The organism is Sphingobium sp. PNB (genome assembly GCF_019873065.1).
Lineage (GTDB): Bacteria > Pseudomonadota > Alphaproteobacteria > Sphingomonadales > Sphingomonadaceae > Sphingobium > Sphingobium fuliginis.
In genome coordinates this window covers 55,678-79,535 of record NZ_JAINEZ010000011.1, presented here as the reverse complement: position 1 = coordinate 79,535, position 23,858 = coordinate 55,678, and the positions used below count along the sequence as shown (strand labels likewise).

Genomic DNA, 23,858 nt, shown 5'->3' with positions numbered 1-23,858 from the left:
GCGCAGCGAGGGCGCAGGGTCAAGGGAAAGAGGGCGGGCTTAACCGTAAATCCGCTTGCTCTGGCGGCCGGTGGCCCGCATGGAAGGGAAAACCCTTAAGGAAACGGACCCGCAATTCAGATGAGATGGCTCTCTTTCCGCTGGCTGGCCCCCGCCATGATGCTGCTTGGCGGATGCGCGCTGGAACAGCCCGCCGCCGCCCGCGGTGCGGCGACGCGCTCCGCCTATGTGACGCCGGCCCTGTGGGAGGTGAAGGACGCCGACACCACCATCTACCTGTTCGGCACCGTCCATGTGATGAAGCCGGGGGTCGACTGGTTCAAGGGCGGGGTCAGATCGGCCTTCGATCAGTCGGACGAGCTGGTGCTGGAGATCGTCGAGCCGGAAGATCCCAATGGGCTGGCGTCCACCATGGCGGGCGCGGCGCTTGCGCGGGACGGCGTGAAGCTGTCGGACCGCCTGGGCGCGGACGACCGCGCCAAATATCAGGCGGCGATGAGCACGAACGGGCTTCCCTGGCAGGCCTTCGAGATGTTCAATCCCTGGATGGCGGGCATGGCGCTGTCGGTGAAGCCCCTGGAAGCGCTGGGCTACAAGTCGGACCTGGGCGCGGAGAAGGTGCTGACGTCGGCGGCCAGGGCTTCGGGCAAGAAGGTCGGCGCGCTGGAGACGGTGGAGCAGCAGCTCGGCTATTTCGCCGGCCTGCCGATGGAGCAGCAGGTGAACTTCCTGACCGCGACCATCGAGGGCCTGCCGGACATGGACCGGGAGTTCGCCAGCCTGGTCGCGCACTGGCAGGGCGGGGAGCCGGACAAGCTGGCGGCGGAGATGAACGAATCGCTGGAGGCGACGCCGGAACTGGCCCAGGTGCTGCTGATCCAGCGCAACGCCAACTGGGCGAAATGGATCAAGCAGCGGCTCGACCAGCCGGGCACGCTGTTCATTGCCGTCGGCGCCGGGCATCTGGCGGGCAAGGGCAGCGTGCAGGACCAGTTGGCGGCGCTGGGCATCGCGTCGGCACGGGTGAAACAATAGGATGATCGGCCTTCTGGCGCGCTGGCTGGGGCTGGCCGTCCTATGCCTGATTGCCGCTTGCGGGGAGAATCCCCCGGCCCCGCCGCCCGGTGGAGGGCCCGCGCTCTGGCGGGTGGAGGGCAAGGGCGTCGACGGCTGGCTGTTCGGCACCATCCATATATTGCCGGGCGGCGTGGAATGGCGGACCGGGCCGATCGGGGAGGCGATCGGACGAGCGGACAGGCTGGTGCTGGAATCGGCCGGAATACAGGATCAGGCGGGCACTTTGGCGCAGTTCGAGAGGATGGGGCGCAGTCCGGGGCTGCCCCTGCTGGAGACGCGCGTTCCGGCGGGAGACAAGGCGGCGCTGGAGGAGATCGTCGGGAATGGCGGCACCAATACGCAAACTCTCTCCGCTTATAAGGATTGGGCCGCGGCGATGCTGCTGTCGGCGGCGGCGCAACAGGCCCTGCATGTCAGCCAGGATCATGGCGTTGAGCCCGCGCTGATCGCGATATTCGGAAAGGCGGGCAAGCCCATAAGCGGGCTGGAGACTGTGGAGCGGCAGTTTCGGGCCTTCGATACGCTCCCCCCGGATGCGCAGCGGCGGCTGCTGGTCGATACGGTGCGCGAGGCGAAGGAGATGCGGCGGCTTTACGACCATATCCTCAACGCCTGGATCAGGGGCGATCTCGCCACCCTTGCGCGTGACGGCAGGTTGGGCGAGACGCCCGATCCGGTGGTGGAACAGGCGGTGCTGGTGGACCGGAACCGTGACTGGGTGAAGTCGGTGGAGACGCTCAAGGGGCGGCCCTTCATCGCGGTGGGCGCCGGACATCTGGCGGGCAAGGACAATCTGGTCGACCTGCTTCGGGCCGGTGGATACAGGGTGACGCGGATGCAGTAGCATCCATCCCGCTTCCCGGCCCTTGCTTTCCAGCGCCTTTCTGCTATTGGGCCGCGGTCCCGACATGGTCATCCCTGGAGGCGTGGCGGGCACCTACATCAATTTGCTTTTGGAGACACGCAATGAGCGAGCAGCTTACGCTGTCGGCAGAGGCACGCGATCGGGCAGGCAAGGGAGCCTCCCGCGCTCTCCGCCGTGAGGGCCGCGTACCCGCCGTCATCTATGGTAACAATGAAGAACCGCAGTCGATCCATGTCGAGGAAAAGCTTCTCAACAAGCTGCTCGGCACCGGCCATTTCTTCAATTCGGTCGTCTTCGTCGAAGTGGGCGGCAAGAAGGTCCGCACCCTCGCCAAGGATGTGGCTTTCCACCCCGTGACCGACCGTCCGCTGCACGCCGATTTCCTGCGCGTTTCGGAACATGCCACCGTCCACGTCAACGTGCCGGTTGTCTTCAGCAATGAAGACGCGTCGCCCGGCCTGAAGAAGGGCGGCGTGCTCAACATCGTCGCGCACGAGATCGAACTGATCGTCGATGCGGCCGAGATTCCGGACGACGTCGTCGTCGACCTGACCGGCCTGGATGTCGGTGAGTCGATCCACATCGGCGCCGTGAAGCTGCCCAAGGGCGCCAGGGCTGCCCATGACGAAACCGACTTCACCGTCGCGACCATCGTTGCCCCCTCGGCTCTGAAGAGCGCCGAAGGCGACAATGAGACGCCGGCTCAGGGCGAATAAGCCCCTAGTCTGGCTGGCCGTTTATCGGTTCGCTCAACCCCCGTTCGGGCTGAGCTTGTCGAAGCCCCGCTCTTTTCGAAGAAGTGAGGCCGTTCGACAGGTTCAGGACGAACGGGGGTTTGTCTTATCGGGAGTATCGACGCGATGCAGATCTGGGTGGGCCTGGGCAATCCCGGAACCCAATATGCGATGAACCGGCATAATGTCGGTTTCATGGCGGTCGACCTGATCGCGGACATGCATCGCTTCTCTCCGCCGAAGAAGCAGTTCCAGGGCTGGGCGCAGGAAGGACGCATCGGCCCTGAGAAGATCGTCCTGCTGAAACCGGCAACCTTCATGAACGAGAGCGGACGCTCGGTTGGGGAAGCCATGCGCTTCTACAAGCTGACGCCGCAGGACGTGACGGTCTTTCACGACGAACTGGACCTGGCGCCCATGAAGGTCAAGGTGAAGCGCGGCGGCGGCAATGCGGGACATAACGGCCTGCGTTCCACCGATGCGCATATAGGGGCGGAGTTTCGCCGGGTGAGGATCGGCATCGGCCATCCAGGGCACAAGGACCGGGTGCACGGCTATGTGCTGGGCAATTATCACAAGAGCGAGATGGACGCGCTGGCCGATATGCTGGGCGCGATCGGGGCGGAGGCGGAGTGGCTCGCCAAGGGAGAGGATGCGCGGTTCATGAATGAGGTGGCGCTGCGGCTGGCGGACTGAGACGGGCGAATTGCGCGTCCGTCCGCCCTGCCCTCACGGTGAAATGGCCAGGGTGGATTGCGGACTGTCGCAGTCCCACGCCATAGAGTAGGCCTGACTTTCCACTGACCAAGGGGATCCGGGTGATACAGACCTTCGCGACGAAGCCTTTCGACGACCAGAAGCCGGGCACGTCCGGCCTGCGCAAGAAGGTGCGGGTCTTCCAGCAGCCCCATTATGCCGAAAATTTCGTCCAGTCGGTCTTCGACAGCCTTGAGGGGTTCGAGGACCAGACGCTGGTGGTCGGCGGCGACGGCCGCTACCTCAATCGGGAGGTTATCCAGACCGTTTTGAAGATGGCGGCGGCCAATGGTTTCGGCCGTGTTCTGGTGGGGCGGGGCGGAATTCTCTCCACTCCGGCGGGCTCGCATCTGATCCGGTCGTCGGGGGCCTTTGGCGGACTGGTTCTGTCCGCCAGCCACAATCCGGGCGGGCCGGACGAGGATTTCGGGATCAAATATAATGTCTCGAACGGTGGCCCGGCGCCGGAGAAGGTGACCGACGCCATTCATGCGCGGACCCTGGCCATCGACAGCTATCGCATTTTCGAGGCGAACGATGTCGACATCGACACGCTGGGCAGCACGACCCTGGGCAACATGACGGTCGAGGTGGTCGATCCGGTCGCGGGCTATGCCGAACTGATGGAGAAGCTGTTCGACTTTACCGCGATCCGGGCGATGATCGCGGACGGCTTCACCCTTTCCTTCGATTCGATGAGCGCGGTGACGGGCCCCTATGCCGTCGAGATTTTCGAAAAACGGCTGGGCGCGCCTGCGGGCACCGTGCGCAACGCCACCCCCCTGACCGACTTCGGCCATCATCATCCCGATCCCAATCTGGTTCACGCCAGGGAGCTGTACGACCGGATGATGGCGCCGGACGCGCCGGATTTCGGCGCCGCTTCGGATGGCGATGGCGACCGCAACCTGATCATCGGGCGACATTGTTACGTCACCCCTTCGGATTCGCTCGCCGTGCTGGCGGCCAATGCGCATCTGGCGCCGGGCTATGCGGCGGGCCTCAAGGGCATTGCGCGCTCGATGCCGACCAGCGGCGCGGCCGATCGCGTGGCGGAAAAGCTGGGCATTCCGCTCTACGAAACGCCGACGGGATGGAAATTCTTCGGCAATCTGCTGGATGCCGGCATGGCAACCATCTGCGGGGAGGAAAGCGCCGGCACCGGGTCCGACCATGTGCGGGAAAAGGACGGCATCTGGGCGGTGCTGCTGTGGCTCAACATCCTGGCCGTCCGGCGGCAAAGCGTGGCGCAGATCATGGCCGAACATTGGGCGACCTATGGCCGCAACTATTATGCGCGGCATGATTATGAAGCGATTGCCAAGGACAGGGCCGATGCGCTGATAGCGGCGTTGCGGGACCGACTGGAGGCGCTGCCGGGCACGACAAACAGCGGCGGCGCGGTGCAAAGCGCAGACGATTTCGCCTATAGCGATCCGACCGACCAGTCCGTCAGCCGCAACCAGGGCGTGCGCGTGCTGTTCGAGGATGGTTCACGGGTGGTGTTCCGGCTTTCGGGGACGGGTACGGAGGGCGCGACCCTGCGCGTCTATATCGAGCGCTATGTGGGCGCGGATGGCGATCTGGCGCTGGAGACGAGCGAGGCGCTCGCACCGCTGGTGAAGGCGGCGCAGGAAATTGCGGACATTTCGGGCTTTACCGGGATGGAGCGGCCGAGCGTGATTACCTGAGGACAGTCGCCAAAGCTTACCATGGGGAAATGGACCGGAAATGAGGGCACGCTAAAGGGCGGGCAATCGACCGACGCTCTTCGTGCTTCTGCGAAGGCAGTAGCCCAGTCCGGCAATTTGGAAGACGAATAAACGTCTGAACTGGGCTCCTGCCTCCACAGGAGCAGCATCATCAAGAGCGGCGCTTTTTTTTGCGAGGACGTGATGCGTCGCCTGTTGCCTGCCCTCTCCTGCGCGCTGATCGCCATGGCCGCCCCTGCCCAGGCCCGGACGGCGGAAGATGAGCAATTCTGGCTGAACCTCACCGCCATGGCCCCGATCTCCGGCGATCTCGTCTATTTCGCGGAGATTCAGCCACGCTTCGGGGATGGCGTTTCAGGGGTCGACCAGACCATCCTGCGCGGTGGCCTGGGCTGGAAACTGTCCCCCAGCGTGACCGTCTATCAGGGCTATGCCCATGTCGTGCTGCCGGTCGACAATGGGCGCGACGTGAATGAAGAGCGAAGCTTCCAGCAGGTCAACTGGACCATCGGCAAGCCCTGGGGCGGCGAGCTTTCGTCGCGGACCCGGCTGGAGCAGCGCTGGCGTTCCGACGGCGACGACATGGGCTGGCGACTGCGGGAAATGCTGCGCTACGAAAAGCCGCTGGGCAGCAAGGCGGTGAGCGCTCTCGTCTATGGCGAGGGCTTCGTGGCGCTCAACAGCACCGACTGGGGCGCGAAGGGCGGGTTCGATCAGTTGCGCAGCTTCATCGGGGCCGAGATCGCGCTGGGCGGCGCATCGACGGCCGAGATCGGCTATCTCAACCAGTGGATCGACCGGCGCGGCGGCAATGCGCGCGTGAACCATGTCGCTTCCGTCACGCTCTTCTTCCGTCATTGAGACCGCACGGACTCTGGCCAAGCCGCCGGGAAAGCGCTATCGGCGCGGCCATTGGATTTGACGTGAAGGCAGTATCATGGGTTTTCGTTGCGGTATCGTCGGGCTTCCCAATGTGGGCAAGTCCACCCTGTTCAACGCGCTGACGGAGACGCAGGCGGCGCAGGCGGCGAACTATCCCTTCTGCACGATCGAGCCCAATGTCGGGCAGGTCGCCGTGCCCGACCAGCGCCTGCAGACCATCGCGAAGATCGGCGGTTCGGCCAAGATCATCGAGACGCAGCTTGCCTTCGTCGACATTGCAGGGCTGGTGCGCGGCGCGTCCAAGGGCGAAGGCCTGGGCAACCAGTTCCTGGCGAACATCCGCGAGGTGGACGCCATCGTCCATGTGCTGCGCTGCTTCGAGGATGACGACATCACCCATGTCGAGGGCAAGGTGGACCCCATTGCCGACGCCGAGACGGTCGAGACCGAGTTGATGCTGGCGGACCTCGAATCCCTTGAAAAGCGCGTGCCGAACTTCGCCAAGAAGGCGGCGCAGGGCGACAAGGAGGCGAAGGCCGCGGCGTCCGTGCTGGGCAAGGCGCTGGACCTGCTGCGCGAGGGCAAGCCGGCGCGGCTGACCCGGCCGGGCGACGATGAGGAGGAGCGCATCTTCCGCCAGGCGCAACTGCTGACGGCCAAGCCTGTCCTCTACGTCTGCAATGTCGAGGAAGAAAGCGCGGCGCAAGGCAACGCCCATTCGGCCCGCGTGTTCGAAAAGGCGGCGGCGGAAGGTGCGAAGGCAGTGATCGTCTCAGCCGCGATCGAAGCCGAACTCATCACCATGCCGGTCGAGGAGCGGGCTGAATATCTGGAGGCTCTGGGGCTGGAGGAAGCCGGCCTCGCCCGCATCATCCGCGCCGGTTATGAACTGCTTGGCCTCATCACCTTCTTCACCGTTGGACCGAAGGAGGCGCGCGCCTGGACAGTGGCCAAGGGATCGAAGGCGCCCCAGGCGGCAGGGGCGATCCATACCGATTTCGAAAAGGGCTTCATCCGGGCGGAAACCATGGCCTATGCGGATTACGTCCAGTATAATGGCGAGGCCGGGGCCAAGGAAGCGGGCAAGTGGCGTTCCGAAGGCAAGGAATATGTGACGCAGGATGGCGACATCATGCTGTTCCGGTTCAACGTCTGAGGGCCGATGCTGCGTCCGGGACAGATGGCTGCGCGACGCAAGGCGGCCTTTCCCCCCAGCGTAGACGAAGCGACGCGGCTGCTGATCCTGGGCAGCCTGCCGGGTGACGTATCGATCAGGCAGGGCGAATATTATGCGCATCGGGGCAACGCCTTCTGGGCGCTGATGGGCGATGTGCTGGGCGAGGATCTGCGCGGCCAGCCCTATGCGATGCGGTTGAAGCGGCTGAAGGCAAGGGCAGTGGGCCTTTGGGACGTGATCGAAAGCGCCGATCGGGAGGGCAGCCTGGACAGCGCGATCCGGGGCGCGGAGTTGCGCGACCTGTCGGCCTTCGTGGATCGGCTTCCCGCGCTGGAGGCTGTGGCCTTCAACGGCAAGACCGCCGCGCTGCATGGGCGGCGCCAGATCGGTGCGCGGCCGGGACTGGCTCTGATCGACCTCCCCTCCTCCAGCGGCGCTTTCGCCAGCATGTCGCGGGAGGCGAAGCGGAACGCCTGGATGGCGATGATGCCCTATGTGAGCGGGGCATAGGGCGCTCGTCACTTTACCGTCATGGTCCTTCTGCTAAGGCAGGGGCATGTTTTTCCGCCGCTTTTCCTTCGCCGGCCTTCTCCTTCTTCAGGTGCTCGGCGGCTGCGCGCGACCGGACGAGCGGCCGGCGTCCAGTTCCGCACTGGCCGAGCGGCGGGAACCGGTCACGATATTGATATCCATCGACGGCTTTCGCCCGGATTATCTGAAACGAGGCGTGACGCCGCATTTGTCCACTCTGGCCGCGAGCGGGGTCGAGGCGGCGATGCGCCCCTCCTTCCCCACCAAGACCTTCCCCAATCATTGGGCCATAGTGACCGGCCAGCGTCCCGACCGCAGCGGCATCGTCGCCAACAGGATGGAGGATGCGGCGCGCCCCGGTGAGACCTTCACCATGGCGACCGACGATCCCTTCTGGTGGAACGGGGCCGAGCCGATCTGGGTGACGGCGGAGAAGGCCGGCGTACGGACGGGGACATTGTTCTGGCCCGGGTCGAACGTGGCCTGGGGCGGGACGGAAGCGGCGGAGTGGCCGCACAGGATCAGCGGCGGCACCCGGCCGGGCGACTGGGCACAGTTCAACCAGGAGATTTCGGGGACGCAGCGGGCGAACGGCGTGCTGGACCTGTTGCGGCGGCCGGCGGCGATCCGCCCGCGCTTCCTGACGCTCTATTTCGATGCGGTGGACACGGCGGGCCATGCAGCCGGACCGGAAGCGGCCGAGACGACGCAGGCGGCGGCGGAGGTCGATGGCGAGATCGGCATGCTGGTCGACGGGCTGAAGGCCATGGGCCAGCCGGCCAATCTCTTGATCCTGTCCGACCATGGCATGGCGCAGAAATCGAGCGAGCGGGTGGTCGCGCTGGACAAGGTGGCGGACCCGGCTGACTACCGCATCGTCGAAAGCGGACCTTATGCCAGCCTGGCTGCGCAACCGGGGCATGAGGCGGCGCTGGAAACGGACCTGCTGAAGCCCCATGCACATATGCAATGCTGGCGGAAAAGCGCGATCCCAGCGCGTTTCCATTATGGCGCGCATCGGCGCATCCCGCCTTATTTCTGCCTTGCCGAAACCGGCTGGGTGATACAGCCGAGCGGTCCCGCCAGACCGTTCGTCGGCGGCGATCATGGCTGGGACAATCAGGCGCCGGAAATGCAGGCCCTGTTCATCGCCAATGGCCCGGCTTTCGACAGAGGGTTCACGCCGCCTTCGGGTTTCGACAATGTCGACATCTATCCGCTGCTGGCAAGGCTGCTGGGAATCGCGCCCCGCCCGGGCGACGGCAATTCCGCCACATTGGCAGGTCTTGTCAGGCATTGACGTTCGCGTAAACGGAAACTACTCCTTCACCCGTTGCGGAAGGAAACGGGTATGAGCGAGATCGTCTATTTCGAAGATGTGCAGGTAGGTGACAGGAACGAATTCGGTCCGCTCACCATCAGCCGGGAGGAGATCGTCGCCTTTGCCAGCGAATTCGACCCTCAGCCCTTCCATCTGTCCGACGAGGCCGCGGCGGGCACGCATTTCGGCAGCCTGGCGTCCAGCGGGTGGCATACCACGGCCCTGTCGATGAAGATGATGGTGGCGGAATGGCAGCGCAATCCGGGCATTCAGGCCGCCAGCCTGGGTGCGATGGGCGTGGATGAACTGCGCTGGTTGCAGCCGGTTCGTCCGGGCGACACGCTGCGCGGCGTTTCCGAGGTGATAGAGGTCAAGGCGTCCCGCAGCCGCCCCGAAATGGGGATCGTGAAGACCCACATCACGCTCTTCAACCAACGCGACGAGCCGGTGCTGTCGATGAAGCCCATCGCTATGTTCCGGACGCGCCCGGCTTGAGTCAACGGGGCTGGTTGGCGCGGGCGTCGGCGGCCATGATGCGGATCGAAGGCTTTAAGGCGCTGGCGATCTGGATGGTGTGAAGGCCCGGCGACAGGTCGAACCACAGGATCTTGCGGATGCCGGAACAGGCCGGCCCATGCTCATGGGCGACGGAGGTCAGCGCGGTCGTGCCGGTGGCGGCGTCCACCCAGGCCCCTTCCGACAGAGCGATGCCGATGCGCGCCGCATCCTTCACGGCCAGGGTGAATAGGCCGGCATGGCTTTTCGGAAGGGACTTGCCGGGCGGGACGATGAACTGAACCTGCGGACCGGGTCGCAACTCTGCGACGACAGGCTTGCCCAGAATGATGCGCGGCGCGGTGGATGCCGTCGCGCCGGCGATCACGGTGCCGCTCTGGGTCCAGCTTGTCCAGGGTTCCGGCAGGGATGGCGCACCGGCGCAGGGATCTGCTGCGGCTTGGGCGTGTAGCGGGGCGAAGGCAAGAAGGAGGAGAAGTCGCTTCATCGGTGCTTCCTTCACAGGCGATGGGGTGTCGTCCGAGCCGGATTTATCGCGCGCATGCATTGCGCTGAATGGTCGATCCCCGTCATCCTATTTCCTCCCGAACAGCTTTTCTATGTCGCCATGGCCCAGCTTCACCCAGGTCGGGCGGCCATGATTGCATTGGCCGCTGCGGGGGGTGATCTCCATCTCGCGGAGCAGGGCGTTCATCTCCGTGACGCTCAGCACCCGCCCGGCGCGGACGGAGCCATGGCACGCCATGGTGGCGGCCACCAGATCCAACCGTTCCTTCAGGGAGAGCGCACTGTCATAGGCGGCGAGATCGTCGGCCAGATCGGACACCAGTCCCTGCACATCCCCCTGCCCCAGCATCGCAGGCGTTGCGCGCACCAGCATGGCAGCGGGACCGAAGCGCTCCAGTTCCAGGCCGAATTCCTTCAGTTCCTCGATCCGCGCCTCCAGCCGGTCGCAGGCGGGCTCGTCCAGTTCGACCACTTCGGGCAGCAACAGCGTTTGGGCGGCGACGCCCTGCCCTTCCATGGCGCGGCGCATGCGTTCGAGGGTCAGCCGTTCATGCGCGGCATGCTGATCGACGATGATCAGCCCATCCTCTGCTTCCGCGACGATATAGGTCCGGGCGACCTGCCCACGGGCGACGCCCAGCGGGAAGCTGGTTCCTTCAGGCGCGGTTGCGGCGGCAGGTTCGGCGCGGGCCTGAGGCGGGGGCGTCAGGAAGCCGGGACGGCGCTCGGCCACAGAATAGGTCGGAACGGACGCGCCGGCGGCTTCGAATATCGGCATGGCGCCGATCGGCGTGGGGGAAACCGGTTCGGGCTTCCATGCCGAAAGGCCGGCGGGGTCGGCATGCTGGACAGCGCGGAAACCCTCCGCATCCAGCGCGCGGCGCAGGCCGGAGACGATCATGCCCCGGATCAGCGCCGGATCGCGAAAGCGGACCTCCGTCTTGGCGGGATGGACGTTGACGTCCACCTCCAGCGGCGGAACGTCAAGGAACAGCGCCACCACCGGATGCCGATCCCGCGCCAGCATGTCGGCATAGGCGCCCCTCACCGCCCCGACCAGCAGCCGGTCGCGCACCGGACGGCCGTTCACGAACAGGAACTGATGATCGCCCACCCCCCGATTATAGGTCGGCAGCGAGGCCACGCCCGACAGGCGCACCCCCTCTCTTTCCAGCGCCACGATGACATGATTGTCAGCCAGCGCCCGGTCGGTGAGCGCGGCGACGCGATCCTCCCGCGCCTCGCCCGCCTGCACGCCCAGCACGCGCCGACCGTCATGCTCCATGCTGAAGGCCACGGACGGATGCGCCATGGCAAGGCGACGGATGACATCGAGGCAGGCGGCATATTCCGCCTTGGCGGAGCGCAGGAACTTGCGACGGGCGGGGACGCGGGCGAAGAGCTGTTCGACCGTGACGCGCGTGCCGGGGGGCAGCGCGGCGGGGCCTTCGCTCACCACCACGCCATTGTCGACTGTTCGGTTCCAACCGTCCTGCCCCTGCGTCCGGCTGTCGATGGAAAGACGCGCGACGCTGGCGATGGAGGGCAGCGCTTCGCCCCGGAAACCCAGCGTCGCGACATTTTCGATGGCGTCGTCGGGCAGTTTGGACGTGGCGTGGCGTTCCAGCGCCAGCGCCATATCATCCCGGGTCATGCCGCAGCCGTCGTCGCTCACCTCCATCCGGTCGAGCCCGCCATTGGAGATGCGGATGGCGATCCGGAGAGATCCGGCATCCAACGCATTTTCCACGATTTCCTTGAGCGCGCTGGCGGGCCTTTCGACCACTTCGCCCGCGGCGATGCGATTGACCAGATGTTCGGGCAGACGGCGTATTGACATTGATTAGTGACTAGCCCAAGCGAGCGCTTTCCGCGAGACACAAGCCTTATAAAAATTGACATCCAGGGGGCGGGTGGAACGTGGGGCGAACTTTCCGACTGTCCCGGTTCGCTTCGCCGGGGCATGCGGGCTGAACAGGAACAGGCATGTCGATCTTCTCGCGTCTCTTCAAACTCTCCTCCCAGGACATGGCCATCGACCTCGGCACGGCCAACACCGTGGTCTATGTGCGGGGGCGCGGCATCGTGCTCAACGAACCGTCCGTGGTGGCGGTCGAGACGCTGAACGGCGTGAAGCGGGTGAAGGCGGTCGGCGACGACGCCAAGCTGATGATGGGCAAGACCCCCGATTCGATCGAGGCGATCCGTCCGCTGCGGGACGGCGTGATCGCGGACATCGACGTGGCGGAGCAGATGATCAAGCATTTCATCACCAAGGTGCACGGCGGCAAGTCGCGGCCGTGGCGCTTCCCGGAGATCGTGATCTGCGTGCCTTCGGGTTCGACCAGCGTCGAGCGCCGCGCGATTCGCGATGCGGCGAGCAATGCCGGCGCATCCCAGGTCTTCCTGATCGAGGAACCCATGGCGGCCGCCATCGGCGCCGACATGCCGGTGACGGAGCCCATCGGTTCGATGGTGGTCGACATCGGCGGCGGCACGACCGAGGTCGCGGTGCTGTCGCTGCGCGGTCTGGCCTACACCACTTCGGTTCGCGTCGGCGGCGACAAGATGGACGAGGCGATCGTCTCCTTCGTGCGCCGTCATCATAATCTGCTCATCGGTGAAGCGACCGCCGAGCGGATCAAGAAGCAGTTCGGCGTCGCCCAACCGCCCGAAGACGGCGTGGGCGAGACGATCCATATCAAGGGCCGCGACCTGGTGAACGGGGTTCCCAAGGAAATCTCGATCAACCAGGGCCAGATTGCCGACGCGCTGGCGGAGCCGATCAGCACCATTGTCGAGGGCGTGCGCATCGCGCTGGAGAATACCGCGCCGGAACTGGCGGCGGACATTGTCGACCAGGGCATCGTTCTGACCGGCGGCGGCGCGCTGCTCAAGGGGCTGGACGACGAGCTGCGCGACGAGACCGGCCTGCCCGTCACCATCGCTGAAGATCCGTTGACCTGCGTTGCGATCGGCACCGGCCGCGCAATGGAGGATCCGATCTTCCGGGGCGTGCTGCAAACCGCTTAAGGGGACAAGATGGCGCGGCCACCCAGCCGACGCCCCGGGCATAACCGGAAGGCGCAATATAGCCTCTTCGCCAGCTATGTCGTGGCGATGACGGGCGCCGCCGTGGGCCTGCTTCTGGTGGTCGTCGCCATTTTCGATCCCACCGGCTTCGCCGCGATCCGCATCGCGACGGCGGAGATTACGCGCCCCGCGTCGGTGACGCTCAAGAATATGGTGAGCGGCGTCGCCTCCATCGACGAGGTGCTGGCGAGCTACTGGCGTGCCGGTTCCCAGAACGTCGCGCTGCGGCGGCAGGTGGAGGCCGACCGCAACCGCATCATAGAGGCGAAGGCGGTGGCGCAGGAAAATCTGCGCCTCAAGAAGCTGTTGAAGCTGGTCGAGGATGACGGCAGCGAATTGCTGACCGCGCGGCTGATCGCATCCTCCTCCACCAGCACCCGTCGGCTGGCGCGGCTGAACGCGGGACGCTGGCAGGGCGTGCGGCCGGGCATGCCGGTGCGCGCGCCGGAAGGGCTGATCGGGCGCATCCATACGACCACGCCCAACACCGCCGAAGTGCTGCTGCTGACCGACACCAGCAATATCGTGCCGGTGCGGCGGGCCAATGATAGCGTACCCGCGATTTCGACGGGACTTGGCGACGGCACGCTGGAGGTCCGCGCGCTGGCGGCCGGGCGTAATCCGTTCAAGCCGGGCGACCTGCTCGTCACCTCCGGCGTCGGCGGGGTCTATCAACCCAATATTCCCGTGGCGGTGATCGTGCGCATCGCGGGCGAGATCGCCTATGGCGTGCCGCTCGCCAACCCCTCCAGAGTGGATGCGGTTGTGGTGGAGCGCTCCTTCGAGGAGGCTGTGACCCGGCCGGAGGGCAATGGCCCGCCGGCTCCTGTCGAACCGGGCGCCGCGCAGAATTCGGTCACGCCATGATCGATCCCCATTTGCAGCATGTGCCGCGCCTTGGCCGTCATCCTTCGCGATTTCGGCTGGCGGGAACCCCGGTCATCACGGTGATGCTGGGATCTCTGGTGACGACGCTGCCGGTGATCGCGCAATCGCCGGTCATGCCGCCCTTCGGCCTGTTGCTGCTTCTGTCCTGGCGGCTGCTGCGCCCCGAATTATGGCGCACCTGGATCGGCGTGCCGCTCGGCCTGTTCGACGACATCGCCAGCGGCCAGCCCATCGGATCGGCCATGTGCCTGTGGACCGTCACGCTGATCGGCATAGACGCCATCGAACACCGCATGGTCTGGCGCAGCTATCGGCAGGACTGGTTAATCGCCTCCTTCGCGATTATCTTCTGCATCGCCGGCGGCGTTTTCTTCGCGCGGATCACCGGCGGAGGAGACATCAAGCTGCTGTTGGTCGCGCCGCAAATTCTCTGGACGGTCCTGCTCTTTCCCTTTGTCGTCCGGCAATGCGCCCGGATCGACCGTTGGCGCGTGATGGCATGAAGCTGCCCCTGCTCAAGAAGAAGACCGTCACCGAAGCCTCCCTGTCCTTCACCTTCACGCGCCGGGCGATGGTGGTGGGGGGCCTGCAAGGGGCGATCGGCGCGCTGCTGGTCGGGCGCATGGGCTGGATCAGCGTCGCCGAGAATGAGAAATATAATCTGCTGTCGGAAAGCAATCGCGTCAACCTGACGCTGATCCCGCCGCGGCGCGGGTGGATCATCGACCGCAACGGACGGCCGCTGGCGAACAATCGCACGGACTTCCGCGTCGACCTGATCCCGGAGCGGGCGACGGACGCGGAGAACACCATCCGCAGCCTCGCCCATCTGCTGGCGCTCAGCGATGACGAAGTGGATCGGATCAAGGAGGAACTGGACAAGTCGGCAGGTTTCCGCCCGGTGCAGGTGGCGGAAAAGTTGACCTACGATCAGTTCGCGGCGGTCAGCGTCCGGCTGCCCGACCTGCCGGGCGTGGCCCCGAGCCAGGGCTTTTCCCGCAATTATCCGGCAGGTGCGACGGTCGGGCACCTGCTCGGCTATGTCGGCGCAGCGTCGGCCAAGGACTATGAGGAGCGCAAGGACCCGCTGCTGATCACGCCCGGCTTCAAGGTCGGCAAGGATGGGCTGGAGCGGTCTTTCGACAAGGAACTGACGGGCAAGCCCGGCGCGAAACGGGTGGAGGTGACGGCGCGGGGCAAGATCGTGCGGGAACTCACCACCCGGCCCGACACGCCGGGCAACGCGATCAAGCTGACCATCGACGCGGGCCTCCAGGAATATGCCGGGCGGCGGCTGGCGACGCAGAGCGGGTCGGTGGTGGTGATCGACTGCCATAATGGCGACGTGCTGGCCATGGCGTCCATGCCCAGTTTCGATCCGAACAGCTTTTCCGACGGCATCAGCCATCTGGAATGGGACATGCTGTCGAAGGACGACCATGTCCCGTTGCGCAACAAGACGTTGCAGGGGCTGTACCCGCCGGGATCGACGGTGAAGCCGATGGTGGCGCTCGCGCTGCTGGAGGCGGGAGTTTCACCCATGGAGACGGTGAACTGCGCGGGCGCGATCCGGGTCGGCAACACGCTGTTCCACTGCCATAAACGGCGGGGCCATGGCGGGCTCAACATGCGGGGCGCCATTGCCCAAAGCTGCGACATCTACTTCTACCAGATGGCGCAGCGGATCGGCATGGACCGGATCGCCAGCATGGCGCGGCGCGTGGGCATGGGGCAGAAATTCGCCCTTCCCTTCCCCAGCCAGAGTTTCGGCACCGTTCCCGATCCGGCGTGGAAGCTCAAGAAATACAACCAGAAATGGCAGGTCTACGACACGGTCAACGCGACCATCGGCCAAGGCTATATGCTCATCAACCCGTTGCAGATGGCTGTAATGGCGGCGCGGCTGGCGACGGGCCGGCAGTTGATGCCCAACTTCATCTTCGGGGCGCAACGGCCCACGCCTGCGTCCGTGGGGGTGAATGAGGAGCATCTGGTGACCATCCGCGACGCGATGAGCGCGGTGGTGAACGGCGGCGGCACGGGCGGCGCGGCGCGCATCCCCCTGCCCGGCGTGATGATGGCCGGCAAGACCGGCACGGCGCAGGTCCGCCGTATCACCATGGCCGAACGTGGGGGCGGCGTGCGCAGCAACGCATCGCTGCCGTTCAAGCTGCGCGACCATGCGCTGTTCCAGGGCTTCGCGCCGTTCGACAATCCCCGCTATGCCATTGCCTGCATCATCGAGCATGGCGGCCACGTCAACCGCATCGAGGACGCGCCCATGATCGCGGCGGACACCATGACTTTCCTGTTCGACCAGGCGAAGGCGATCGAGAAGCTGGAAACCATCGAAAAGGACTGGGGCGGTCCGCCGGCCGAACGGCTGGCGCGGCAGATGGCGGCCTACAGGCTGGCGAAGGCGATCGAGAAGGGCGAAGCGCCTCTTCCCGAAGCGGCCAATGCGATGAACGCATCCACCGGCAATGGCGCGACCGCCGCGCCTGCCGCCCCGCCTCCGGCACCGGCTGCCGAAGCGGACGACGCCCCGCCCCCGGCGGACAGCGCGCCATGAGCATCGTTCCCGAACCCCTGACCGAATTCCCCTGGCGCGTGCTGGGCATATTGCTCGCCATCGCCGGGTTCGGGACGTTGGTGCTCTACAGCGCCGCCGGCGGCAGCATCACCCCCTGGGCGATCAACCAGGGCGTTCGCTTCGTCATCTTTTCGGGCATGGCGCTGGTGCTGAGCCGGATACCGCTGGAGACCTTCGCACGCCTCGCCTTCCCGGCCTATGGCGTCGTGCTGACCGCTCTGTTCCTGGTCGAACTGATCGGCGGGGTGGCGGGTGGCAGCCAGCGATGGATCAACCTGGGCTTCATGCAGTTGCAGCCTTCCGAGTTCATGAAGCCGGTGATCGTGCTGGCGGTCGCGCGCTTCTACGCGCTGCTTCCGGTGGGGGAGATCAGGCGCTGGAACGCGATCTGGCCGGCGCTGGTGCTGATCGGCATTCCCTGGGCGCTGGTGCTGGTTCAGCCTGACCTCGGCACCGCGACCATGATCGCCGCGGGCGGGGTGACGGTGATGTTCCTCGCCGGTCTGCCGCTGCGGCTGTTCGTGGGATCGGGACTGACGCTGGCAGCCATCGTGCCCATCGCCTTCAGCTTCCTGCACGATTATCAGAAGAACCGCGTCCTCATCTTCCTGGACCCGGAAAGCGATCCGCTGGGCGCCGGCTATCATATCAGCCAATCGAAGATCGCCATCGGGTCCGGAGGCATTTTCGGCAAGGGATTCCTCAAGGGGACGCAGAGCCATCTGGACTATCTGCCGGAGGGGCATACCGATTTCGTCTTCGCCACCATGGCGGAGGAATGGGGGCTGATGGGCGGCGTGCTGCTGATCGGGGCCTTCATGCTGCTGTTCCGCTGGGGCATCGGCGTGTCTCTCCGCGCGCAGGACAAATATGCGCGGCTGGTGGCGGCGGGGCTGACCACGACGATCTTCTTCTATGTCGCGATCAACCTGATGATGGTCATGGGACTGGCGCCGGTGGTCGGCATTCCCCTGCCCTTCATGTCCTATGGCGGGTCGTCCATGCTGACGGTCATGCTGTGCGTCGGAATCATCATGGCCATTGAGCGTTCGGGCCGGCGGCGCAGCCGGCCGGGAAACTGGGGATGAAACGGGGCCTGCGCGCAAAAATTTGCCGGCAGACGCGATTTCCTGTTTGCAAAGTCCGATGCGGCTGCTAACAGCCCGCCCACGCCAAAGCGACGGCCCATCCGGGACTAGCCGAAAGCGGATGTGGACGCATAGCTCAGTTGGTAGAGCAGCTGACTCTTAATCAGCGGGTCCTTGGTTCGAGCCCAAGTGCGTCCACCAAATTTCCGATCATTTTTAGATACTTATGAAGATTTATCTGCGCTGCTAAATCATAGCGAACTGCGCTAGGTAGCTCTCTAGGTAGCAGGCAAAGCGCGCGTCAGTGAAAGCGTTAAACTTCCGAAACCGGCTTTGGAATGGAATCAGGCGGAACACATCCCGGTCAGATGCCGAGTTGGCTCAATCCCAGGTGATTCTCGGGGCGCGGACCCAAAGCCCAATGAAACACACGCTCGCTCTCCGCGATGACGCCGTCGTTGTCGTCCTAGACGACGCGCTCGAGTGCACCGCCGGCCTTCATGCCGACTTTTCCCTGCGCTAGGTAAGTGGGATCTAGCGCGCGCAGGTTCATCATCTTCAGATAGATGCCGTTGGCATTGCTCAGCGTGTCGCATGTCTTCGCGCCCGACAGCCTGTGCATCTTGTTCAGCAGCGCCAACAGCTCGGCGACTGCCGGGCTATCCTTGCCCGGCGGGTTCGCGGGATCGGTAAAATAGAGATCGAGCGCGAGAATGATCTCGTCGCGGTTCCAATCAGGGTTGCGGCTCGGCGGCTTGGCCAATCGGTGATTCCCTAAAACTATATAGTCATTCAGCCCGCAGTGATCGCCGGCCAGCCCCGCCAACCACTGCCCTAGGCGCTCCGGACAAAAAGGGCAGATGCGGGGTCATTCGCCGGTGCTGTCAGGGTGCACCGTAGATTTTGTTACGCCCGGCAATATCGTCCGCGCTCAGGGTCCGGCGCATCTTGCCGGACGGCAGCGTCCCATCCATCACCACATCGGCGACGTCGCTGTCCTCCAAACCAAGGCAGTGACCTAGTTCGTGGATGGCGACGCTCATTAAGTCGAATTTCCCCGCCGGCGGCGGCCCACTGCCCACGTGCCACGGCCTGTTGGGATTGAATTGGATATCGCACTCGGACGTCTTGACCGTTCCTTGCTCGTTGCGCGCCGCGGTTAGTCCGTGGAGAGGGAGCGCCAAGCTGAAATCGACGTAATTGACATTGTCGTCGACGTTGGGCGGCGAGTGCTCGAGGCAGCGATCGGGGGCGAAAGTAAACGTGAACTTCTTGTAGTTCCAGACCGCGGCCGCCCGCTTGATCACGTCGCTTGCTCCTGCTGGTCCACCTTTGGTGCAGATCGTCAACGGCTCGCCCATCGGGCTCGGCTTGTAGGACCAGCTATATCCCTTGAGCTTGTAAGCTGCCGCCGATGTCGTCACGACCAGTCCGCACAAGGCGGCAGCGATGTAAAGGCGCTTTGGCACCCTACCGTCTCCCCTCAGACACGATGATGAATATATTGTCGTGTTAAAGCGAATCGACCTTCCAAGAGATATTACGAGCCGTCTCGTAGGCGTGGCCATTGCCCTGGTCACCGACGCGCGCCGTGGCTGGATCGAGGTTGCGAAAGAACAAAACAACCTTTCCGGCCGCGTCCATCGCATAGACACCCTTGTCGGGCACGGCCTTGAACAACCATTTGCCCGCTTTGGTCTTCATGATGTTCGATGCATGGTCTTGGTCGTTCCCGTTCCAAACCTTGTCGGCCTCGAACAGATTGCACCAATAGGTATCGGGATCGCCGTCCTGGGCACGTCCCGAAACACTAATATTGCTCATATCGCACTCCCCTTGAGTTTAGATGGTCATCACACCTTTCGCGCTCGCTCGCCGCCTCGCTGCGCCGCTTTCGTAGCCGTATTCTTGTCTCTCAGCAGTTCGAATAGTGGATCAGAACGATATGCCCTTAGGTCGAAGATCATCGACGAGATTCACCAGAATTCAAATAGTCATCTGACCTAGCACGCTATAAAAATTGCGCGCGAACGCAAATGGTCGCGGCATAAGCATGTGGCCGTTTTAGCCGCTGCGAAGGAGGACTGCATGGATCGTTCGGCAGAAGCGCGCCTATGGTGGCAAAGCGATGACCGCAGCGACGTTGAAGATTGGTTCGAGGGCCTGAGCACGGTCTTGCCAGGGGGACCCGGGCGATTACAGCGGCCGGCGATACTGGCCGAGCGAACCGACGTCTACTTGCGCGACTCCGCGCAAACCGAACTCGGCGTCAAGCTCCGTCACGCCGGCGAGGATCGCGAACGACTAGAGGTCAAGTCACTCGTCGTCGTCCACCGGGACGCGCCGCCGCTGGGGCCGGTCTCGCTGTGGGTCAAATCTTCCTCGAAAGCCCTGCGACTGGACCCTGGCACTACCATTTCCACCTACAAGAGCAGGCGTCTGCGCAAATACGAATGGCTCGGCGCTAGCTTGACCGAGATCGAACTCGATTCTGCTGAAGAGCCCAAAAACGGCTCACGGCCCAAGGAGGGCTGCGGTCTCGAATTCACACGCGTGCGCGTCGCCGGATCTTCGGCCCTTTGGTGGACGCTCGGCTTCGAAGCCTTCGGCGCGCTCGACTCGATCGAGCATATCTTGCGCGAGTGCATCGCGATGACGGCAGGTCACTACCCTCCCCCCGCACTCACACAAGCCTTTGCGGCCAGCTATCCCGAGTGGCTGACCGGTCGAGCATCGAATAGTGCGTGATGCGGCTTCGCGCGCAGCCTTCAGCAATTACTCCTTGGGCCGAATACGCATCGCGCTACGCGGCTTGGGAATGACCGGAGCAGGCTGCAGCGGCGCAGCGCGCCATGCCCCGCCGAGATCGGCAAGCTGCTCCATTCGCGCGGCCATCGCGCGCACCAGGGTCGCCGAATTCCCGCTGCTGCCAGCGAAGCTGCGCTCGTCGTCGCTCGCATAGCGAATGAGGAAATCGCGCATCGGCTCGCCGCCGAAAGGCGAGGTTCCAGTCCAGACCTCGTGCACTGAACGCGCGAGTTCGTCGATCTTGTCGTAGGTGGTCAGGAAGCGGCGCCAGCGATGCTCGTCCATGTCGAAGTTTAAGAAGTCTTTGCCGGCCTCCTCGCCGTAACCCGAAAGGAGCCCGATGGTCTGGCTATCCATCGTCAGGTTCAGCCCGCCCTCTGTCGAGCTTAGTGCGACCGTTGCGATGCGCTCTCGGTATCCAGCCAGTTCGCTGAGCAGCGAGTCCTGCCAGTCCTTTGAGGTCGCGAGGATCGTCGCGAGGAACCCGGTCAATCCGCGAACCTGGCTGATCCCGCGCGAGAGACCGTCTCCGGCTTTGACGGGCCGCGTCACCCGCTTGGTTCCTCGGCGTGAATCGAAGTCGTCGAGCGAAACTCCGAAGGTGGGCACGACGGGGAGAATGCTGTCGAAGAAATGCATGGGAAAATTGCTCGACACGCCGCCATCGGTGAACAGGCATTCGACCAAGGGGCGATCGTCGGGATCTTGTCCCGGCTCCAAGCGCACGCCGTAATCGCGCGCGTAGAGCGGAACGGCTTGGATAAGGATTGGGAAGCTCAGGCTCATGCGGATCGCGACTACGACTGGAAGATCGTCGCCCGCATCGAGCGGACCGTCGCGCTCTTTGGAATAGTGGCCAGGAAATGGCCAAAACTTGCGCGCCCCATCAATTTTTGCGGAAACGCCGCGCGCCTGGGCGCAGCCGACCATGTGGTCGACGATCGGATCAGGAAACAATTGGCGAAACTCGCTTTCTTCGAAGTAGAAAATCGCGGTTTCGAGCGGCAAGCGATGGGGGCGGCGCATCGCCAGGTTCGTCGTCATCATCTGCAAGTGAATACCGTGCGCTGAAGCCGCCTTGAGCTTGCGAAACGTCAAGGGCCCGTCTGCCTCCGTCAGGCCAGCGGTCCGATCGAGCAGATCCGTGAGCCAGTTGGTTAGCCCAGGTCCGGTTCCCGCTCCCTCCTGCGTCAAACCCGAACACAGCCCGAAACGGTTGTCGGAAAGCGCGGCGACGTCGCTAGCGAGTGCCTTACCAAGCTTGACGGCGCGCCATGTCACCAATGCGGCCAACACGAGAAGCGCCAGTAAGAGGGCATTGAGCGCGCCGCTCACGCCGAACCTATACCAACCGCCAATAGCGAGTGCAGCCGCAGCCACGCCCAGCAAACAGCCCCAGCCAAGCGGCAGGACGGCGCCGTACTGCGCCTGCACCAGCTTCATCGCAGCGCGGGTCTGGCCGCCCTTTGCTTTGCCGAGCGTCATCGCGCCGAGACCTAGTTCAAAGAGTTTGCGGAAGGGCGGCACAGGCTGGAAGAAGCGAAGCACGCCGGCGTTGAATTCGCCGGGTAGTCCTTCGACCGACGCCATGCCTACGCCGTCGCCAGTCTTGCCGAGCACGCGGGCATATTCCGCGGCCGCAGCGACGCCAGCGGCGATCGCCCCGGCCGAGGCTCCGCCGATACGGTGGAAATGGTACTTCTCGGCGAGCGTCGTGATGACCTTGGGATAGACGACACCGCTGGTGATGCCGCCTTGCATGATGAGGTCGCAGTAGAGCCGGGCAGATTGTGCGTCGCTCATGGCTTGGGACCTTTTTGCTGCGAGTCCTTGGATGCGGTGACGGACGGCGCGATCGCGGGCGCCGAGGATTGTCCCGAACCCGGGGCTTCGGATTTATCGATGTAGAAGGCATAGACATCGACCCGGCGGTCCGACTGATAGCAAAGATCCAGCTGCTCACGTGTTCCCTCGCAGCTTGCTGGTGTGAGCCGATGCGGCACCTTCGCGCCTTTCCCCAGCGCGAAGACGATTTCGGAGGGCCAGCGCCGGTTACCGGCGTTGAGCTGCTTGGTCAGGTAGTTCGACACTGCTTCGGCGCGGTCCAGCGAGAGTTGCTCATTGCCCCCAGGACGTGACGAGCGTCGCCGATCGGCGTGCCCGATGATGACGAGCGCGCCCGGCAGCTCGTTGGTCATTACCGCTTTCGCCGAGATCGTGCTCGCGAGGTTGTTGAGCATCGTCTGAGCTTGCGGCTGCAAGCGATCGGCATTGCTTTCGAACAGTTGGTCTGCCGACAGTTCCTGATGGAATCGGGGTTCGGGGCAGTGAGGGGGCGCGGGCTCAGGCTCGGGTGGTTTCGGCGGGATGGCTCCCGTTCCTGCAGCAATCAAAATGACGATCAGCACGGCTGCTGACACGAGCGCGCCGCAACACTGCGGACAGCCTCGCGGTGCAGGCGGCCCTGCCATGCGAATGTCGCTCGCGTCCGGCGGTTCGATCGCTGCCGGCACGTCCTCTCCCTGCGCCGGATCGGCATCTCCCTGCGGCTGCGAGCGTTCGGTTGCCCAATCCTCGCCATCTTCGGTTGGTGAGAGCGCCTCGCCAGCAGCCCGATCCCCAAGATCGAGACCATTTGTCTTCAGCTCGGCAACGTCGGCCAGCAGTTTGCGGTCGCCGCGCAGGAGCTTCGCCGCATCCCCAACCCACGCCGCGGCCTCGCTCGGTTCGACATTCGTCGCCTTCGCTGCAGCGTCTGGGCCGGCCTTATTCAACGTTTCGAGCGAGGAAATGCCGGCCTCGCGAAGCTGTGCGGCGTACGCCTCACCGATCCCGCTGATATGTTCGAGGCGCGGCACACCAGCCGGTAACGCCACGGCGAGATCGAGAAAGGCTTCGAACTGTCCGGTGGCGAGAAAATGCGCCTGGAGCGGCCATGACATTGGCTCGGCGAGCGCGAACCGGTCGCCGCCGGCGGCAAGGACGAGACGCAGCTCGGCGGGCGAGAGGCGCGCGACATCTTCAAATGATGTTATGCCGTTGCCAACGAGGTGCTTGGCGATGACCGCTCCGACCCCTTCGATGGCCGCGAGCTGGACGGGCTTTTCAGGAGTGGGCTCGCTGGGATCCTTGTGCGGTTCAGGATCTTGATCGACCGGAGGCGAATTGACCACTCGCCGTAATCGCTCGGCCGCGCGCATAGCGGGTTGGAACGCGAAGCATACGGCGCTGACGCCGAGCCCGCCGAGCGCTGCCCAAAAGGCCTCGGCCCACCAGTCTGCATTCAGGATGGTATCTAGCATGGCATGTC

23 protein-coding genes and 1 tRNA gene are annotated in these 23,858 nt (G+C 64.4%); 17 read left to right on the top strand and 7 right to left on the bottom strand.

The genetic code is table 11. The features are described 5' to 3' along the window. Positions 1 to 120: 120 nt before the first annotated feature. The 10 genes from K7W03_RS06205 (at position 121) to K7W03_RS06160 (ending at position 9,550) form a co-directional block, all read left to right on the top strand. Positions 121 to 1,035, top strand: coding sequence for a TraB/GumN family protein (locus tag K7W03_RS06205; protein ID WP_222885810.1), 915 nt, complete (start codon positions 121 to 123; stop codon positions 1,033 to 1,035). 1 nt (position 1,036) lies between these two features. Further along, positions 1,037 to 1,921: a TraB/GumN family protein gene (locus K7W03_RS06200; protein ID WP_222885809.1), complete on the top strand. Its 885-nt coding sequence runs from the start codon at positions 1,037 to 1,039 to the stop codon at positions 1,919 to 1,921. A 122-nt stretch (positions 1,922 to 2,043) separates the two neighbouring features. Continuing rightward, the gene (locus K7W03_RS06195; RefSeq protein WP_222885808.1) at positions 2,044 to 2,658 is read left to right on the top strand and encodes a 50S ribosomal protein L25/general stress protein Ctc; all 615 of its coding nucleotides are present in this window, start codon (positions 2,044 to 2,046) and stop codon (positions 2,656 to 2,658) included. Between the two features lie 144 nt (positions 2,659 to 2,802). Further along, the gene (pth, locus tag K7W03_RS06190) at positions 2,803 to 3,372 is read left to right on the top strand and encodes an aminoacyl-tRNA hydrolase (protein ID WP_025550157.1); all 570 of its coding nucleotides are present in this window, start codon (positions 2,803 to 2,805) and stop codon (positions 3,370 to 3,372) included. 122 nt (positions 3,373 to 3,494) lie between these two features. Continuing rightward, the gene (locus K7W03_RS06185) at positions 3,495 to 5,123 is read left to right on the top strand and encodes an alpha-D-glucose phosphate-specific phosphoglucomutase (RefSeq protein ID WP_222885807.1); all 1,629 of its coding nucleotides are present in this window, start codon (positions 3,495 to 3,497) and stop codon (positions 5,121 to 5,123) included. Between the two features lie 204 nt (positions 5,124 to 5,327). Beyond that, positions 5,328 to 6,005, top strand: coding sequence for a DUF2490 domain-containing protein (locus K7W03_RS06180; protein WP_222885806.1), 678 nt, complete (start codon positions 5,328 to 5,330; stop codon positions 6,003 to 6,005). Positions 6,006 to 6,081: 76 nt separating this feature from the next. Beyond that, positions 6,082 to 7,182: a redox-regulated ATPase YchF gene (gene ychF / locus K7W03_RS06175; RefSeq protein WP_025550155.1), complete on the top strand. Its 1,101-nt coding sequence runs from the start codon at positions 6,082 to 6,084 to the stop codon at positions 7,180 to 7,182. Positions 7,183 to 7,188: 6 nt separating this feature from the next. Next, positions 7,189 to 7,713 carry a DNA-deoxyinosine glycosylase gene (locus tag K7W03_RS06170; protein ID WP_025550154.1) on the top strand — a complete coding sequence of 175 codons (525 nt, stop codon included), beginning with the start codon at positions 7,189 to 7,191 and terminating at the stop codon, positions 7,711 to 7,713. A 46-nt stretch (positions 7,714 to 7,759) separates the two neighbouring features. Then, the gene (locus K7W03_RS06165; protein WP_222885805.1) at positions 7,760 to 9,034 is read left to right on the top strand and encodes an ectonucleotide pyrophosphatase/phosphodiesterase; all 1,275 of its coding nucleotides are present in this window, start codon (positions 7,760 to 7,762) and stop codon (positions 9,032 to 9,034) included. 51 nt (positions 9,035 to 9,085) lie between these two features. Then, entirely contained in the window at positions 9,086 to 9,550 is a 465-nt protein-coding gene (locus K7W03_RS06160) for a MaoC family dehydratase (protein ID WP_044662412.1), read from the top strand. Between the two features lies 1 nt (position 9,551). Here K7W03_RS06160 and K7W03_RS06155 read toward each other — a convergent pair whose 3' ends face one another. Together K7W03_RS06155 and mutL are read right to left on the bottom strand one after the other, a co-directional pair. Further along, complete coding sequence (locus tag K7W03_RS06155) at positions 9,552 to 10,058, bottom strand: hypothetical protein (protein WP_222885804.1); 507 nt, start codon at positions 10,056 to 10,058, stop codon at positions 9,552 to 9,554. 87 nt (positions 10,059 to 10,145) lie between these two features. Next, complete coding sequence (gene mutL, locus K7W03_RS06150; protein WP_222885803.1) at positions 10,146 to 11,918, bottom strand: DNA mismatch repair endonuclease MutL; 1,773 nt, start codon at positions 11,916 to 11,918, stop codon at positions 10,146 to 10,148. Between the two features lie 146 nt (positions 11,919 to 12,064). Between mutL and K7W03_RS06145 the strand changes: the two genes are divergently transcribed. From K7W03_RS06145 to K7W03_RS06120, 6 genes are all read left to right on the top strand, one after another. Continuing rightward, positions 12,065 to 13,111, top strand: coding sequence for a rod shape-determining protein (locus tag K7W03_RS06145; protein ID WP_007685698.1), 1,047 nt, complete (start codon positions 12,065 to 12,067; stop codon positions 13,109 to 13,111). Between the two features lie 9 nt (positions 13,112 to 13,120). After that, positions 13,121 to 14,038: a rod shape-determining protein MreC gene (gene mreC, locus K7W03_RS06140; RefSeq protein ID WP_025550150.1), complete on the top strand. Its 918-nt coding sequence runs from the start codon at positions 13,121 to 13,123 to the stop codon at positions 14,036 to 14,038. Next, positions 14,035 to 14,562, top strand: coding sequence for a hypothetical protein (locus tag K7W03_RS06135; protein ID WP_025550149.1), 528 nt, complete (start codon positions 14,035 to 14,037; stop codon positions 14,560 to 14,562). Before mreC ends, K7W03_RS06135 begins: the two co-directional genes overlap by 4 nt. Next, entirely contained in the window at positions 14,559 to 16,631 is a 2,073-nt protein-coding gene (gene mrdA / locus K7W03_RS06130; RefSeq protein ID WP_048576733.1) for a penicillin-binding protein 2, read from the top strand. The genes K7W03_RS06135 and mrdA overlap by 4 nt, the downstream gene beginning before the upstream one ends. Continuing rightward, positions 16,628 to 17,740 (top strand): rod shape-determining protein RodA, encoded by a 1,113-nt coding sequence (gene rodA / locus K7W03_RS06125; protein WP_044662416.1) that lies wholly within the window; start codon positions 16,628 to 16,630, stop codon positions 17,738 to 17,740. Before mrdA ends, rodA begins: the two co-directional genes overlap by 4 nt. A gap of 125 nt (positions 17,741 to 17,865) precedes the next feature. After that, positions 17,866 to 17,941: transfer RNA gene (locus tag K7W03_RS06120), tRNA-Lys, on the top strand. A gap of 265 nt (positions 17,942 to 18,206) precedes the next feature. Here K7W03_RS06120 and K7W03_RS06115 read toward each other — a convergent pair. From K7W03_RS06115 to K7W03_RS06105, 3 genes are all read right to left on the bottom strand, one after another. Next, positions 18,207 to 18,503 (bottom strand): hypothetical protein, encoded by a 297-nt coding sequence (locus tag K7W03_RS06115; RefSeq protein ID WP_222885802.1) that lies wholly within the window; start codon positions 18,501 to 18,503, stop codon positions 18,207 to 18,209. A gap of 121 nt (positions 18,504 to 18,624) precedes the next feature. Further along, on the bottom strand, positions 18,625 to 19,209 hold the full coding sequence (locus K7W03_RS06110) for a matrixin family metalloprotease (protein ID WP_222885801.1): 585 nt from the start codon (positions 19,207 to 19,209) through the stop codon (positions 18,625 to 18,627). A 43-nt stretch (positions 19,210 to 19,252) separates the two neighbouring features. Beyond that, complete coding sequence (locus K7W03_RS06105; RefSeq protein WP_222885800.1) at positions 19,253 to 19,564, bottom strand: hypothetical protein; 312 nt, start codon at positions 19,562 to 19,564, stop codon at positions 19,253 to 19,255. 264 nt (positions 19,565 to 19,828) lie between these two features. Here K7W03_RS06105 and K7W03_RS06100 point away from each other — a divergent pair, with 264 nt between their 5' ends. Beyond that, positions 19,829 to 20,488, top strand: a complete 660-nt coding sequence (locus tag K7W03_RS06100) for a hypothetical protein (RefSeq protein ID WP_222885799.1) — start codon at positions 19,829 to 19,831, stop codon at positions 20,486 to 20,488. Between the two features lie 27 nt (positions 20,489 to 20,515). On the opposite strand, the gene K7W03_RS06095 is transcribed toward K7W03_RS06100, so the two are convergent. Both K7W03_RS06095 and K7W03_RS06090 read right to left on the bottom strand, forming a co-directional pair. Further along, the gene (locus tag K7W03_RS06095; protein ID WP_222885798.1) at positions 20,516 to 22,351 is read right to left on the bottom strand and encodes a patatin-like phospholipase family protein; all 1,836 of its coding nucleotides are present in this window, start codon (positions 22,349 to 22,351) and stop codon (positions 20,516 to 20,518) included. After that, a complete protein-coding gene (locus tag K7W03_RS06090) occupies positions 22,348 to 23,850 on the bottom strand; it encodes a helix-hairpin-helix domain-containing protein (protein WP_222885797.1) in 1,503 nt (500 codons plus the stop codon). The genes K7W03_RS06095 and K7W03_RS06090 overlap by 4 nt, the downstream gene beginning before the upstream one ends. Between the last annotated feature and the right edge of the window lie 8 nt (positions 23,851 to 23,858).

Bases quoted from the DNA above. Each gene is read 5' to 3' on its own strand.
- K7W03_RS06205 (WP_222885810.1), top strand. From the start codon at position 121: ATGAGATGGCTCTCTTTCCGCTGGCTGGCCCCCGCCATGATGCTGCTT.
- K7W03_RS06200 (WP_222885809.1), top strand. From the start codon at position 1,037: ATGATCGGCCTTCTGGCGCGCTGGCTGGGGCTGGCCGTCCTATGCCTG.
- K7W03_RS06195 (WP_222885808.1), top strand. From the start codon at position 2,044: ATGAGCGAGCAGCTTACGCTGTCGGCAGAGGCACGCGATCGGGCAGGC.
- pth (WP_025550157.1), top strand. From the start codon at position 2,803: ATGCAGATCTGGGTGGGCCTGGGCAATCCCGGAACCCAATATGCGATG.
- K7W03_RS06180 (WP_222885806.1), top strand. From the start codon at position 5,328: ATGCGTCGCCTGTTGCCTGCCCTCTCCTGCGCGCTGATCGCCATGGCC.
- ychF (WP_025550155.1), top strand. From the start codon at position 6,082: ATGGGTTTTCGTTGCGGTATCGTCGGGCTTCCCAATGTGGGCAAGTCC.
- K7W03_RS06170 (WP_025550154.1), top strand. From the start codon at position 7,189: ATGCTGCGTCCGGGACAGATGGCTGCGCGACGCAAGGCGGCCTTTCCC.
- K7W03_RS06165 (WP_222885805.1), top strand. From the start codon at position 7,760: ATGTTTTTCCGCCGCTTTTCCTTCGCCGGCCTTCTCCTTCTTCAGGTG.
- K7W03_RS06160 (WP_044662412.1), top strand. From the start codon at position 9,086: ATGAGCGAGATCGTCTATTTCGAAGATGTGCAGGTAGGTGACAGGAAC.
- K7W03_RS06155 (WP_222885804.1), bottom strand. From the start codon at position 10,058: ATGAAGCGACTTCTCCTCCTTCTTGCCTTCGCCCCGCTACACGCCCAA.
- mutL (WP_222885803.1), bottom strand. From the start codon at position 11,918: ATGTCAATACGCCGTCTGCCCGAACATCTGGTCAATCGCATCGCCGCG.
- K7W03_RS06145 (WP_007685698.1), top strand. From the start codon at position 12,065: ATGTCGATCTTCTCGCGTCTCTTCAAACTCTCCTCCCAGGACATGGCC.
- mreC (WP_025550150.1), top strand. From the start codon at position 13,121: ATGGCGCGGCCACCCAGCCGACGCCCCGGGCATAACCGGAAGGCGCAA.
- K7W03_RS06135 (WP_025550149.1), top strand. From the start codon at position 14,035: ATGATCGATCCCCATTTGCAGCATGTGCCGCGCCTTGGCCGTCATCCT.
- mrdA (WP_048576733.1), top strand. From the start codon at position 14,559: ATGAAGCTGCCCCTGCTCAAGAAGAAGACCGTCACCGAAGCCTCCCTG.
- rodA (WP_044662416.1), top strand. From the start codon at position 16,628: ATGAGCATCGTTCCCGAACCCCTGACCGAATTCCCCTGGCGCGTGCTG.
- K7W03_RS06105 (WP_222885800.1), bottom strand. From the start codon at position 19,564: ATGAGCAATATTAGTGTTTCGGGACGTGCCCAGGACGGCGATCCCGAT.
- K7W03_RS06100 (WP_222885799.1), top strand. From the start codon at position 19,829: ATGGATCGTTCGGCAGAAGCGCGCCTATGGTGGCAAAGCGATGACCGC.
- K7W03_RS06095 (WP_222885798.1), bottom strand. From the start codon at position 22,351: ATGAGCGACGCACAATCTGCCCGGCTCTACTGCGACCTCATCATGCAA.
- K7W03_RS06090 (WP_222885797.1), bottom strand. From the start codon at position 23,850: ATGCTAGATACCATCCTGAATGCAGACTGGTGGGCCGAGGCCTTTTGG.